This window comes from Burkholderia sp. ABCPW 11 (assembly GCF_001523445.1).
GTDB lineage: Bacteria > Pseudomonadota > Gammaproteobacteria > Burkholderiales > Burkholderiaceae > Burkholderia.
Map to the genome: position 1 here is coordinate 23,588 of NZ_LOVM01000093.1, position 13,080 is coordinate 36,667.

The following is a 13,080-nucleotide window of genomic DNA, read 5'->3' on the forward strand; positions in this document are numbered from 1 at the left end:
CATGTCCGATTCCTTCCGCTGGCCCGCCGGGGCCGACCCGTTCCGTTTCCTCGAAGCGCTCGACAGCAAGCGCGCTCGCACGTGGGTCGACGAGCAGAATGCGCGCACGCACGCCGCGCTGCGCGACGACGATGCGTATCGGGCGCTGACCGCGCGTCTCGCGAAAGCGTATCTGCCGCGCGAACGCCCGGTGATTCCGACCCGCTGGCGCGACTGGGCGTACGACCTGTGGCAGGACGATCTCCATCCGAAGGGACTGTGGCGCCGCACGCGCTGGGCCGACTGGCGGGCCGGCCAGCCAGCCTGGGAAACGCTGCTCGACGTCGACGCGCTCGGCGCCGAAGAGGGCGAGTCGTGGGTGTTCGAGCAGGAGGCGATCCTGTATCCGGACGGCGATCGCGTGCTGCTGTCGCTGTCGCCGGGCGGCGCCGACGCGGTCGTCGTGCGCGAATTCGACCTCGTCGAGCGCCGTTTCGTCGACGGCGGCTTCACGATCGACGCGCCGGGCCATCACACGGTCGGCTGGATCGATCGCGACACCGTCTACGTGAGCTGGGATCGCGGCGAAGCACATGCGACCGCGGCCGGTTATCCGTATGAAGTGCGGCGCTGGATGCGCGGCACGCCGCTCGCCGACGCGCCCGTCGTGTTCCGCGGCGAGCCGGACGACATCAGTGCGGGCGCATGGTACGACCCGATCGACCGCCGTCACGTCGCGTGGCGCAGCGTCGATTTCTTCGACGCGCACGCATACCGGCTGACCGACGCCGGCGAATGGGGGCGCTACGACGTGCCGACGCACGTCGAGGTCGGGTTCTGGGAAGGCTGGCTCGTGCTGGAGCCGCGCCTCGACTGGGATTGCGACGGCGTGCGCCACGCGGGCGGCTCGCTGCTCGCGATCCGCGAGCAGGCGTTCCTCGCCGGCGCGCGCGAATTCACGACACTGTTCGCGCCGCGGCCGACGACGTCCGCCTGTACGTGGACGCACACGCGCACGACGCTGATCGCGAGCTGGCTCGACGACGTGCACAACTGCACGATGCTGTGGCAGCCGCGGCAGGCCGACGACGGTGCGTGGACGTGGGATGCGCGGCCGTTCGACTGGCCGGGCGATGCACAGATCGATATCGAGCCCGTCGAATCGACGCTGAACGACGAGGTGTACGTCGATGTCGATACGTATCTCGATCCGCCCGAATGCTGGCTGGCCGATCTTGCCGATCGCGCTGACGATGCGCCGTCGCGCCGCGTGCTGCTCGACCGGCCGCCGGTGCAGTTCGACGCGGCCGGGCTCGTCGTACGCCGCGCGAGCGCGCGTTCGCGCGACGGCACGGTGGTGCCGTACACGCTGATCGGGCCGCGCGATGCGCTTGACGTGCCGGAAGGCGGGGCGCGCGTCGCGCGGCCGTGCCTGCTGTCCGGCTATGGTGGCTTTGCGATCCCGAATCTGCCGGGCTACAGCGATGCGTTCGGCATCGGCTGGCTCGAACGCGGCGGCGTGATGGCGTTCGCGCACATTCGCGGCGGCGGCGAATTCGGGCCGCGTTGGCACGTCGACGCGCAGCGCGAACACCGGCAACGTTCGTTCGACGATTTCATCGCGGTCGCCGAGGATCTGGCCGCGACCGGCGTGACGACCGCCGCGCAACTCGGGATCGAGGGCGGCAGCAACGGCGGGCTGCTGGTCGCCGCGTGCATGATGCAGCGGCCCGAGCTGTTCGGCGCGGTGCTGTGCCGCGTACCGCTGCTCGACATGCAGCGCTATCCGAAGCTGCACGCGGGCGCCGCCTGGCTCGACGAATACGGCGACCCCGACGATCCGCGCGAAGGCGCGGCGCTGGCCGCGTATTCGCCGTATCACCGCGTGCGCGAAGGCGTCGTGTATCCGCCGTTGTTGCTGACGACGTCGACCCGCGACGATCGCGTGCATCCCGCACATGCGCGCAAGATGGCCGCGCGTATGCAGGCGCTCGGTCACGAGCGGGTGTGGTACTGGGAGAACACCGACGGCGGCCACGGCAGCGCCGACGACCTCGAGCGCGCGGAAGCCGACGCAGCCGAATTCGGTTTCCTGTGGGCCCATCTCGGGCCGGCGCCCGCGCGGCGCTGATCGCGCGAGGGCGCTTGCGCGTTCAGCCGACGATCGCGACGACGGGCGTGTGATCGGACGGCTGTTCCCACGTGCGCGGCGTGCGATCGACTTCGCACGATGCGCAGGTTGCCGCGAGCGCCGGCGACAGCAGGATGTGGTCGATGCGCAGCCCCGCGTTGCGGCGGAACGCCATCATCCGGTAGTCCCACCACGTGAAGGTTTTCTCGGGCTGCTCGAAGCGGCGGAACGCATCGACGAAGCCGAGTTCGATCAGCTGCGCGAAGTGTGCGCGCTCCTGCGGCGACACGAGGTTCTGGCCTTCCCATTTCGCGGGATCGTGCACGTCGCGGTCTTCCGGTGCGATGTTGTAGTCGCCGAGCAGCGCGAGCTTCGGGTAGCGCTGCAGCTCGGTGCGCAGCCACGCCTGCAGCGCGTCGAGCCACTGCATCTTGTAGACGAACTTGTCGGAGTCGAGCGCCTGGCCGTTCGGGAAGTAGGCGGACACGATGCGCACGCCGTCGACCGTCGCGGCGATCACGCGCTGCTGCGGATCGTCGAAGCCCGGGATGTTGCGCACGACGTCCGATTCGTCGACGGCGAGCGTGTCGCGCACGAGGATCGCGACGCCGTTGTAGGTCTTCTGGCCCGTGAACCAGCTACGGTAGCCGGCTGCCTCGAGATCGGCGCGCGGGAATTTCTCGTCCGGCAGCTTCAGCTCCTGCAGGCACAGCACGTCGGCTCCGCTTTGCGCGAGCCAGTCGAGCACATGCTGTTTGCGGACATTGAGCGAATTGACGTTCCAGGTGGCGATTTTCATGAACGGGAGGGTGTGTGCGGCGTGAATGCGAAGGCCGCCATCTTACCGCGAGCATGGGGTTCGAACGCGCGCGTCATGCTGCATCGTGCACGTGTCCCGCATCGGCGCCCGGGCAATGGAGAAATTGTGACAAAAGTATTGACGTGAGTACTTCCTCACCCTATAATTTATTTCTCTGACGCGGGGTGGAGCAGTCTGGCAGCTCGTCGGGCTCATAACCCGAAGGTCACAGGTTCAAATCCTGTCCCCGCAACCAAGCACACCAGACGATGTGCAGCGCAATTGACCGATGCGCACTTCGTCGACAAGAACCCGGCTCCGTGCCGGGTTTTTTGTTTTCCGCGCCCGCCCGTTATTTCGGCGCGCCAGGGCTCCCGGGCAGGAAGCCGTTCTCGATCAGATAGGTCGTCGTGTTGACCAGCGTGGCTCTTGCGTTCGGCGTGCCCGACAGCACCGCGCACTTGTCCTTGCCCGTATTCAGCCGCATCGACCGCTCGGTCGTCGGATAGTCCACATCCTTCAGATAGAAATGCGGCAGCGACGTCATGTAGCGCGCATACGGCACGCATGGCCGCTGCAGCGGGTCCTTCGGCGCGGCGTTGAACGGAAAGTACTCGTCGAACAGGTAAGCCGAATTCGACAGGCCGCCCCAGTCGGCGGGCACCGCGATGCTGCCGGTCGGCGTCGTGGCGCCGGTTGCGATGTCCGTGATGAAACCGTCGACGGTCGAGCGCCCGTCGCTGCGATTGGCCTGCGTCACGGTGATCTGCAGCCGATAGGCGTGGCCCGTTTTCCACGGATACGCGATCGAGCACGACGTTCCGGAGCCGCCGTCGGCGCCGCCTCGGCAATTCGCCGACAGCGGCGCCGTGCCGGTGCCGAACGCGCTGAAGATCACCACGTTGGTGCTGAGGGTGCGTGGCTGGATGCCGGTGTAGATCGCGTGCCCGCCATGTTGCGACGATAACTGGTTGGCCCAGTAGTAACTCGCGTTGACCCGGGTCGGCACGACTTCGGGCGTGAGGTTCCACGTCATGCGATCGAAGCCGTCACTGGGCGTGGTGGCCGCCGATGCGGTGATGTTGGGGTCGGCGTGCGCGTTGAGCGTGGCCGACACGGCGAGCAGTGCGCCGAACACGGTGCTGAGTCTGTTCATGTTCCTGTTTCCCGTTGGTGGAAAAGAGACCGCGACGAGCAGCGTCGATTGCGGCGCCGCTGCTCGCGTACCAATTTGCGGTCACTTTATTACCAATGAATAACCCGTTGTGTCGGCGCGCCCGCGTGAACCGCGTCGCGTGGTTTGCGGGGCGCCCCTGCCGGGCCCGGGGGATGGGCGAGAGCACGGAGTCGGGCGGGCTGCGACGTGCGCCCCGGGAGAGTGAATCCCGGCGCGCGGAACAATGCGGCGATGCCACCCGGCGGCGATGTCGATACGCGACGGCGCGCGTCGTTCAGCGCGCCGCCCACTCGACGGCCGCCTTCGCATGTAGCGCGGTCGTATCGAATACCGGCAGCGGCGAATCGTCCGCGCCGATCAGCAGCGTGATTTCCGTGCAGCCGAGGATCACGGCCTGTGCGCCGCGCGTGGCCAGTCCGTCGATGATCGACACATACGTCGCGCGCGATGGCGCCGCGACGACGCCGTGGCACAGCTCGTCGTAGATGATCCGGTGCACGTCGTCGCGCCCGCGTTCGTCCGGCACCAGCACGTCGAGCCCGAACTTCCCGCGCAGCCGCTCCGCGTAGAACGGCAACTCCATCGTGTAGCGCGTGCCGAGCAGGGCGACGCGCTCGACGCCCGCGTCGCGCAGCGCGGCACCGGTCGGATCGGCGATGTGCAGGAACGGCAGCTTCACCGCGGCTTCGATCGCGTCGTGCACGCGATGCATCGTATTGGTCGTGAGGACGACGAGATCGGCACCGGCCGCTTCGAGCTGCCGCGCGGCATCGGCCATTCGTTCGCCGAGCGCGGCCCAGTCGTGCGTGCGCTGCAGCGCTTCGATTTCGGCGAAGTCGACCGTGACCAGCACGCTTTTCGCGTTGTGATGCCCGCCGTGCAATGCCTTCGAGTGCCGGTTGATCATCCGGTAGTACTCGGCCGACGATTCCCAGCTCATGCCGCCGATCAGTCCGATCGTCTTCATCCGTCACCTTTGCGTTTCGTGTGTCGCGGCAGACGAGTATAGGCGCCGCTGCCGGAGCCCGGCCGGTACGATCCGCGCAAATCGGGCCGGTACGGCGCTGCCGGCCGTGGACGTACGCAGCAGTTGAAACCGGCACTGTGTTTTTGTACAGTATCGGCACCGTGAACCCGACCATCATTTCGCCAGCCGATCCGCACGCGCCGCCGGGCGACACGCTGCCGCGCGCGCGCAAGATCATTCACTGCGATTGCGACTGCTTCTACGCGTCGGTCGAGATGCGCGACGACCCGTCGCTGCGCAACCGGCCGCTCGCGGTCGGCGGCCGGCCCGACCAGCGCGGCGTGATCGCGACCTGCAACTACGAGGCGCGGCGCTACGGCGTGCATTCGGCGATGTCGTCGGCACTGGCGATGCGCAAGTGCCCGGACCTGCTGATCCTGCCGTCCGCGATGGACAAGTACCGTGCGGCATCGCGGCAGATCATGGCGATCTATCGCGACTACACGCCGGACGTCGAGCCGCTGTCGCTCGACGAGGCGTACCTCGACGTCAGCGGGTCGGAACGTTGCCAGGGCAGTGCGACGCTGATTGCGCGCGAGATCCGCGAGCGCGTGCGCGACACGGTCGGCGTGACCGTATCGGCGGGCGTCGCGCCGAACAAGTTCATCGCGAAGATCGCATCCGACTGGAACAAGCCCGACGGGCTGTTCGTCGTGCGGCCGCACGAGATCGACGCGTTCGTCGCGGCGCTGCCGGTGCGCAAACTGCACGGCGTCGGCAAGGTGACGGCCACGCGGCTCGACCGGCTCGGCATCCAGACTTGCGCGCAGTTGCGCGACTGGCCGTTGATCGACCTGCACCGCGAGTTCGGCGCGTTCGGGCGGCGGCTGTACGAACTGTCGCGCGGGATCGACGAGCGGCCCGTGCAGGCCGATCAGGAGCGCAAGTCGGTCAGCGTCGAGACGACCTACGTGACCGACCTGACGACGCTCGAGCAATGCGCGGACGAAATCCGCCGCCTCGTCGTGCAACTCGACGCGCGGATCGATCGCGCGGGCGCCGCGCGATCGATCCGCAAGCTGTACGTGAAGATTCGCTTCGCCGATTTCCAGCGCACGACGGTCGAGTGCGTGGCCGACGCGACGAATGCCGAGACGGCCGTCACGCTGCTCGCGAAGGGGTTGTTGCGGCGCGCGCAGCCGGTGCGGCTGCTCGGCGTCGGCGTGCGTATCGACGAGGACACGGCCGAGCGCCACGGGCAATTCCTGCTGTTCGACGACACCTCGCCCACGCAATGAAAAAGGCACCGCCGAAGCGGTGCCTGTCGATGCTGCCGGCGCGGGCGGGCGGCGCGCTCAGTGCGCGGGCGCGGCCATCCCGTTGTGGCGCAGCAGCGCGTCGATCTGCGGCTCGCGGCCGCGGAACGCCTTGAACGACTCCATCGCAGGACGGCTGCCGCCGACCTCGAGGATTTCGCGGCGATAGCGCGTGCCGGTTGCCGCGTCGAGCACGCTGCCGCTGGCGGCGGCCGCTTCCTCGAACGCCGCGTACGCATCGGCCGACAGCACTTCGGCCCACTTGTAGCTGTAGTAGCCGGCCGCGTAGCCGCCCGCGAAGATGTGGCTGAACGTGTTGGGCCAGCGCGAGAACGCGGCCTGCGGGATCACGTGGTAGCGCTCGTTGATCTCGCGCGCGAACGCGGTCACGTCGGTCGCGCCGGCCGGATCGAAGTCGACGTGCAGCAGCATGTCGAACATCGAGAACACGATCTGGCGCAGCGTGCCGAGCCCGCTCTGGAAGTTCTTCGCGGCGATCATCTTGTCGAACAGCTCGCGCGGCAGCGCGGCGCCCGTATCGACGTGCGACGACATCGACGACAGCACGTCCCATTCCCAGCAGAAGTTTTCCATGAACTGCGACGGCAGTTCGACCGCATCCCACTCGACGCCGTTGATGCCCGACACGCCGAGTTCGTCGACGCGCGTGAGCATGTGGTGCAGCCCGTGGCCGAATTCATGGAACAGCGTGATGACTTCGTCGTGCGTGAAGCACGCGGGCTTGCCGCCGACCGGCGCCGAGAAGTTGCAGGTCAGGTACGCGACGGGCGTTTGCACATCGCTGCCGCGCTTCGCGCGCGAACGGGCGTCGTCCATCCACGCGCCGCCGCGCTTGCCTTCGCGCGCGTACAGGTCGAGATAGAACTGCGCGACGAGCGAGCCGTCGCGATTCTCGACGCGGAAGAAGCGCACGTCCTTGTGCCATACCGGCGCGTCGTCCGGCTTGATCCGTACGCCGAACAGCGTTTCGGTGACGGTGAACAGGCCCTTCAGCGCGGCCGGTTCCGGGAAGTACTGCTTGACCTCGTTTTCCGAGAATGCATAGCGCTGCTGGCGGAGCTTTTCGGCCGCGTACGCGACGTCCCAGGGCGCGAGTTCGGCGAGGCCGAGTTCCTTCGCGGCGAACGTGCGCAGCTCGTCCCAGTCTTTCTCCGCGTGCGGGCGTGCGCGCGTCGCGAGATCCTCGAGGAACGCGATCACCTGCTGCGGCGATTCGGCCATCTTCGGCGCGAGCGAGACTTCGGCGAAGTTGCGATAGCCGAGCATCTGCGCCTCTTCGCGGCGCAGCTTCAGCGCGTCGGCGACGATCGCCGTGTTGTCCCATTCGGCCTTGCCGTCGCCGTACTGCGGCCCGAGTTCCGACGCGCGGGTCGCATAGGCGCGGTAGAGCGTCTCGCGCAGCGCGCGATCGTCGGCGTACTGCAGCACCGGGAAATACGACGGGAAATGCAGCGTGAATTTCCAGCCCTCCTTGCCGTCCTTCTGCGCGGCTTCGCGGGCGGCCTCGATTGCGTCGCCGGGCAGGCCGGCCAGCTCGGCTTCGTCCTTCGCGAAGTATGCGTACGCGTTGGTCGCGTCGAGCACGTGATCGGAGAATGCCTTCGACAGCGCGGCCTGCTGTTCCTGCAGTTCCGCGAAGCGGGGCTTCCGGTCCTCGGGCAGCTCGGCGCCCGACAGGCGGAAGTCGCGCAGCGCATTGTCGAGGATCTTCTTGCGCTCGGCGGACAGCGTCGCGTACTCGGCGCTCGCGGCGATCGCCTTGTACTTTTCGTACAGCGCGAGATTCTGGCCGACGCTCGACCAGAACTCGGTCACGCGCGGCAGGTTTTCACCATAGGCAGCCCGCAGTTCGGGCGTGTCGGCGACCGCGTTCAGGTGGCCGACGATGCCCCATGCGCGGCCGAGCGGCTCCGTGGCCTGCTCGACCGTCTCGACGACGGCGGCCCAGGTCGACGGCGTCTCGCTCGCGCTCGCCGCTTCGACCGCGCGGCTGGCGGCGTCGAGCAGCGTGTCGAGCGCGGGCGTCACGTGCTCCGGGCGGATCTCGCCGAAACGGGGCAGGCCGGAGAAGTCGAGGAGCGGATTGGTATTGGCGCTGGCGGACATAAGACTCCCTGTCTGTTGCCGGATGAACCGGGATGAAAAGGGTAACGGCGGCTGGGCGCGAGCGCGCCCGATACCGACATTATTGGGGCGCATCGCGCGCTTTCCAATCGTTAGTTTCTAACGACGCGATTGACGCAGGGTCGGATGCGCGGCGTCGGGCATGCCGGCTGGCGCGAGGCAGCCGCGCGACTGCGGCTGGCGAGGCGCCGGCGCACGGAATCGCGCGCCGGCTGGGCGAGTGGAGCGTCAGGCTGCGGCGACAGCGGCGCGTTCGGCGGATTCGAGCGTGTTGATCAACAGCATCGTGATGGTCATCGGGCCGACGCCGCCCGGCACCGGCGTGATGTAGCCGGCGACTTCCTTCACGCCCGCGAAATCGACGTCGCCGCACAGCTTGCCCGCGTCGTCGCGGTTCATGCCGACGTCGATCACCGTCGCGCCCGGCTTCACCATGTCGGCGGTCAGGATGTTGCGCTTGCCGACCGCGGCGACCACGATGTCGGCCTGGCGCGTATGCGCGGCGAGGTCGCGCGTCTTGCTGTGGCAGATCGTCACGGTCGCGCCGGCGTCGAGCAGCATCATCGCCATCGGCTTGCCGACGATGTTCGAGCGGCCGATCACGACCGCATTCGCGCCTTGCAGCGCAATGCCGTGCGCTTCGAACATCTTCATCACGCCGTACGGCGTGCACGGGCGGAACAGCGGCTTGCCGGTCATCAGCGCACCGGCGTTCGCGACGTGAAAGCCGTCGACGTCCTTCTCCGGCGCGATCGCCTCGATCACCTTGTGGCTGTCGATATGCGCGGGCAGCGGCAGCTGGACCAGGATGCCGTGGATCTTCGGGTCGCGGTTCAGTTCGTCGATGCGCGCGAGCAGGTCGGCTTCCGACAGCGTGGCCGGGTACGCATCCTTCAGCGAGAAGAAACCGTTGTCCTCGCATGCCTTGATCTTGTTGCGCACGTAGACTTCGCTCGCCGGGTTGGCGCCGACGAGGATCACCGCGAGACCGGGCTGGTGGCCTCGGGCGGTCAGCGCGGCGGCGCGTTCGGCGGCCTGAGCGCGCAGGGTCTTCGAAAGGGCGTTGCCGTCGATGAGGAGGGCTGTCATGGTGGTGGGTTCTGCCGGGAAGTTGGAATGCGGGCGTACGGCGCCCGAAGCGCCGTAGCAAAGCACGTAATTATACCGTTCGCCTGCTGCCGTCCGACAGCGAATCAACGGGAAGCGTCATGGCCGCGGCGCGCATGCGCCGGGAGGAACGGCCGCCGCCGCGCGAGTGGGCCGCATCGCGCGGGGCGGCAAACACCGGTTGCGGGCCGGGCGGGCGGCGCCGCCGCGGCCGGGGAACGCGCTCAGGCCTGTTTCTTCGACAGCGCGAGGCGCAGCAGGTCGGCCACCGTGTTGACGTTGAGCTTTTCCATGATGTTCGCGCGGTGCGCCTCGACCGTCTTGATGCTGATGCCGAGGTCGTCGGCGATCTGCTTGTTCAGGCGGCCCGCGATGATCCGCTCGAGCACCTGCTGCTCGCGCGCGGTCAGCTTCGACAGGCGTTCGCTCGCGGCACGCTGCTCCTGGACGCTCTTGCTTTCGCTTCGGGCCTTGTCGAGCATCCGCTCGACGAGCTTGCGCAGCTCGGCTTCGTCGAACGGTTTCTCGATAAAGTCCATCGCGCCCTTTTTCATCGTCGACACGGCCATCGGCACGTCGCCGTGACCGGTGACGAAGATGATCGGCAGCGCGGCGTTGTCGGCGATCAGGCGTTCCTGCAATTCGAGGCCGCTCATGCCCGACATCCGCACGTCGAGGATCAGGCACGCGATCTGGCCGGCCTGCTGCGCCGGCTGGTACGCATCGAGGAACTGCTCGGCGCTCGAGAAGCATTGAACGCGATAGCCGTTCGCCTCCAGCAGCCAGCGCAGCGAGTCCCGTACGGCCTCGTCGTCGTCGACGACAAAGACGGTTTCCTGAGTGGTGGTGACAGGGCTATTCATAGTTCTCCCGTAACGGTATGTGATGCCGATGCCTCGCGCCCCCCTTGGCCGAGATCAGCGGGTTCCCCAATGGGCAGGCTGCAGTGGAACGTCGCGCCGGAAATGCGGCCGTCCGGCTCGACGTTGTTGACCACCCACAGACGCCCCCGATGCGATTCGATGATCGAACGGCAGATGTTCAGCCCCATGCCCATGCCATCGGACTTGGTGCTGTAAAACGGTTCGAACAGGCGCTCGGCCGTCGCTTCGTCGACGCCCGGGCCCTGGTCGATCACGCGGATGTCGACGAAGCCCGCATCGATGTCGGCGACGACGCGGATCACGCCGTCCGCCGACGCCGGCTTCACGTCGGCCATCGCCTCGGCTGCGTTCTTCATCAGGTTCATCAGCACCTGTTCGATCAGCACGGGGTCGACATAAATAATAGGCATTCTTGCGAGGATTTCCGTGACGATCCGGATCCTGCGCTTTCTGGCCTCGATTTCGGCGAGTCCGACCGCGTCGGCGACGATGTCCGCGACCCGCGCCGGCTGGCGCTTCGGCTCGCTGCGCTTCACGAATTCGCGGATCCGCTTGACGATCATCCCCGCGCGCAGCGCCTGCTGCGCGGTCTTTTCCAGCGCGGGCTGCAGCGTCTCGGGCGTGCCGCGGCCACTCTTCACGAGCGCGAGCGTGCCCGAGCAGTAGTTGTTGATCGCGGCGAGCGGCTGATTCAATTCATGAGCAATGGACGACGCCATTTCACCCATCGTCATCAATCGGCTCGTGAACTGCAGCTTTTCTTCCTGCTGGTGCGCGAGTTCCTGCGCCTTCTTGCGGGTCGTGATGTCGGTCGCGATCTGCATCTGCGCGAGGTGGCCGTCCACCCACTGGATGTACTGGCGACGCACTTCGAACCACTTCTGGATGCTCTCGACGTACACCTCCTGCGCATCGGCCGTGCTGCTGGTCAGCGCGGCGGCCGGCAGGCCCGCGAACGCGTCGACCATGTCGATCGAGTCGGACGACGCCTGCGCGCGGTCGAAGCCGCCGCCGGACAATTCGAGGTGGCCGTCCGGGCGAATGCCGAACAGGTGGCGGTAGTAGCGGTTCGCGAACAGCAGCTCGGCTTCGTCGGCGGCGAGCACCGACACCGCGGCGTCGAGGCTTTCGAGCACCGTCGTGAAGCGTTCGTGCGCGGCCGCCAGCTCTTCTCGCGCACGCTTCGGCTCGGTGATGTCGGTCATCGACGACATCCAGCCGGTCTGGCGGCCCGAACTGTCGATCAGCGGCGATACGTACAGGCGCGCATGGAACAGCGTGCCGTTCTTGCGGCGCACGCGCAGCTCGAAGCCCGAACTCGGCGCCTTGCCGCGCAGCGTCATGTCGAGTTGGCGCTGCATTTCCGGGTAGGCGTCGCGCGGCCAGTACGGGAACGGCGCAACCTTGCCGACGAGATCGGTTTCGTCCCAGCCCGTCATCCGGCAGAACGCGGGGTTCACGTGCGTGATGCGGCCGTGCATGTCGAGCACGCGCATGCCGATCAGCACCGAGTTCTCCATCGCGCGGCGGAAGAACGCTTCCGCGTACAGCGCCTGCTGCGCCTCGAAGCGCTGGCGCGTGTGCTTCCACAGGCTCCAGAGGCTCCACAGCACGAAGCACGACAGGCCGGCGACCAGCCACACGAGCGTGTTGTTGGTCAGGTTCGTGAGCTGCGGGAACGCGTACACGCGCACCGTCAGCCCCTGGCCGGGCGGGTCGAGCGGGAGATCGTAGTGCGAGTCGCGCGGCAGGCGCGGGCGCGTCGACGTGGACGACAGTTCGCGGTTGTTCGAGTCGGTGATCGAGATCTTGTACTTCGACGACAGTTCCTGCGGGATGTCATGCTTCAGGATGCCCTCGACCGAGAACACCGCGGCGATCGAGCCGAGATATTCGCGGTCGCCGCGCATCACCGGTGTCTGCAACGTGATGAAGCCGTTGCCGAAGTCGTCGTAGATCAGCGGCGAATAGGCCTGGCGGCGCGTGTTGCGCGCCTCGTCGTACGCGCCGCGCACGGCGTCCTGCATCTGCGCGTCGCCGGGCTTCGCGAGCCGCTGGCCGAGCAGCGGCGGATGCACGGTCGGCCAGCGCTGCACGCCGGGCGCCGTGTACCAGTTCAGGTAGAGGATTTCCGGATGCGTCTGCATCACGTCCGCGACGGCCATCTGGAACGCGTTCTGGTCGAGGCGGCCGGATGCGAGGTCGCGCGACAGCGCCTGCAGCTGTTCCTGCGCGCCCGTCATCGACAGGCGGATCTGCTGCTGGGCCCACGCGACGTTACGAAACAGGGTGTCTTCCTGCTGCTGCTGTTCGCGCCGGTTGAGGCTCCACAGGATGAGGCTCATCACGACGAGGAACACCAGAATCGACAGCAGCGGCGTCAGCAAATAGGAGTTGGACCACCACGGTCCGTGGTGCCAACGGGACGGCTGCGACTCCGCCGGCGGGCCCGGCGGTCGCGCCGAGCGTGCGAAAAGCCGATCGGTCAACATGGCAGGATTGTAGCGCAGCGCAATACATGGAAAACCTGTACCGGATATGTTGAACGGAAACGGTTTTGTTCCGACGAGACGGG

The 13,080-nt window shown here is 67.3% G+C and carries 9 protein-coding genes and 1 tRNA gene; 3 read left to right on the plus strand and 7 right to left on the minus strand.

Annotated elements, in window-relative coordinates; all coding sequences use genetic code 11:
• Position 1 precedes the first annotated feature (1 nt).
• Positions 2-2,110, plus strand: coding sequence for a prolyl oligopeptidase family protein (locus WS61_RS29090; protein WP_059505732.1), 2,109 nt, complete (start codon positions 2-4; stop codon positions 2,108-2,110).
• Positions 2,111-2,132: 22 nt separating this feature from the next.
• On the opposite strand, the gene xth is transcribed toward WS61_RS29090, so the two are convergent.
• The gene (xth, locus tag WS61_RS29095) at positions 2,133-2,909 is read right to left on the minus strand and encodes an exodeoxyribonuclease III (protein ID WP_034207767.1); all 777 of its coding nucleotides are present in this window, start codon (positions 2,907-2,909) and stop codon (positions 2,133-2,135) included.
• Positions 2,910-3,088: 179 nt separating this feature from the next.
• Between xth and WS61_RS29100 the strand changes: the two genes are divergently transcribed.
• Positions 3,089-3,165, plus strand: a tRNA-Met gene (locus WS61_RS29100).
• Between the two features lie 96 nt (positions 3,166-3,261).
• On the opposite strand, the gene WS61_RS29105 is transcribed toward WS61_RS29100, so the two are convergent.
• Together WS61_RS29105 and WS61_RS29110 are read right to left on the minus strand one after the other, a co-directional pair.
• Positions 3,262-4,065, minus strand: a complete 804-nt coding sequence (locus WS61_RS29105) for a DUF3472 domain-containing protein (protein ID WP_059505734.1) — start codon at positions 4,063-4,065, stop codon at positions 3,262-3,264.
• A 295-nt stretch (positions 4,066-4,360) separates the two neighbouring features.
• Complete coding sequence (locus WS61_RS29110) at positions 4,361-5,053, minus strand: aspartate/glutamate racemase family protein (protein ID WP_059505736.1); 693 nt, start codon at positions 5,051-5,053, stop codon at positions 4,361-4,363.
• A gap of 137 nt (positions 5,054-5,190) precedes the next feature.
• On the opposite strand from WS61_RS29110, the gene dinB reads away from it, so the two are divergent.
• Positions 5,191-6,351, plus strand: a complete 1,161-nt coding sequence (dinB, locus tag WS61_RS29115; protein ID WP_059505737.1) for a DNA polymerase IV — start codon at positions 5,191-5,193, stop codon at positions 6,349-6,351.
• Between the two features lie 57 nt (positions 6,352-6,408).
• Here dinB and WS61_RS29120 read toward each other — a convergent pair whose 3' ends face one another.
• The 4 genes from WS61_RS29120 to fixL form a co-directional block, all read right to left on the minus strand.
• Entirely contained in the window at positions 6,409-8,496 is a 2,088-nt protein-coding gene (locus WS61_RS29120) for a M3 family metallopeptidase (protein ID WP_059505739.1), read from the minus strand.
• Between the two features lie 246 nt (positions 8,497-8,742).
• Positions 8,743-9,603: a bifunctional methylenetetrahydrofolate dehydrogenase/methenyltetrahydrofolate cyclohydrolase FolD gene (gene folD, locus WS61_RS29125; protein WP_059505741.1), complete on the minus strand. Its 861-nt coding sequence runs from the start codon at positions 9,601-9,603 to the stop codon at positions 8,743-8,745.
• A gap of 242 nt (positions 9,604-9,845) precedes the next feature.
• Entirely contained in the window at positions 9,846-10,484 is a 639-nt protein-coding gene (gene fixJ / locus WS61_RS29130) for an oxygen response regulator transcription factor FixJ (RefSeq protein ID WP_006493245.1), read from the minus strand.
• Positions 10,481-12,997 (minus strand): oxygen sensor histidine kinase FixL, encoded by a 2,517-nt coding sequence (fixL, locus tag WS61_RS29135; protein ID WP_059505743.1) that lies wholly within the window; start codon positions 12,995-12,997, stop codon positions 10,481-10,483. The genes fixJ and fixL overlap by 4 nt, the downstream gene beginning before the upstream one ends.
• Between the last annotated feature and the right edge of the window lie 83 nt (positions 12,998-13,080).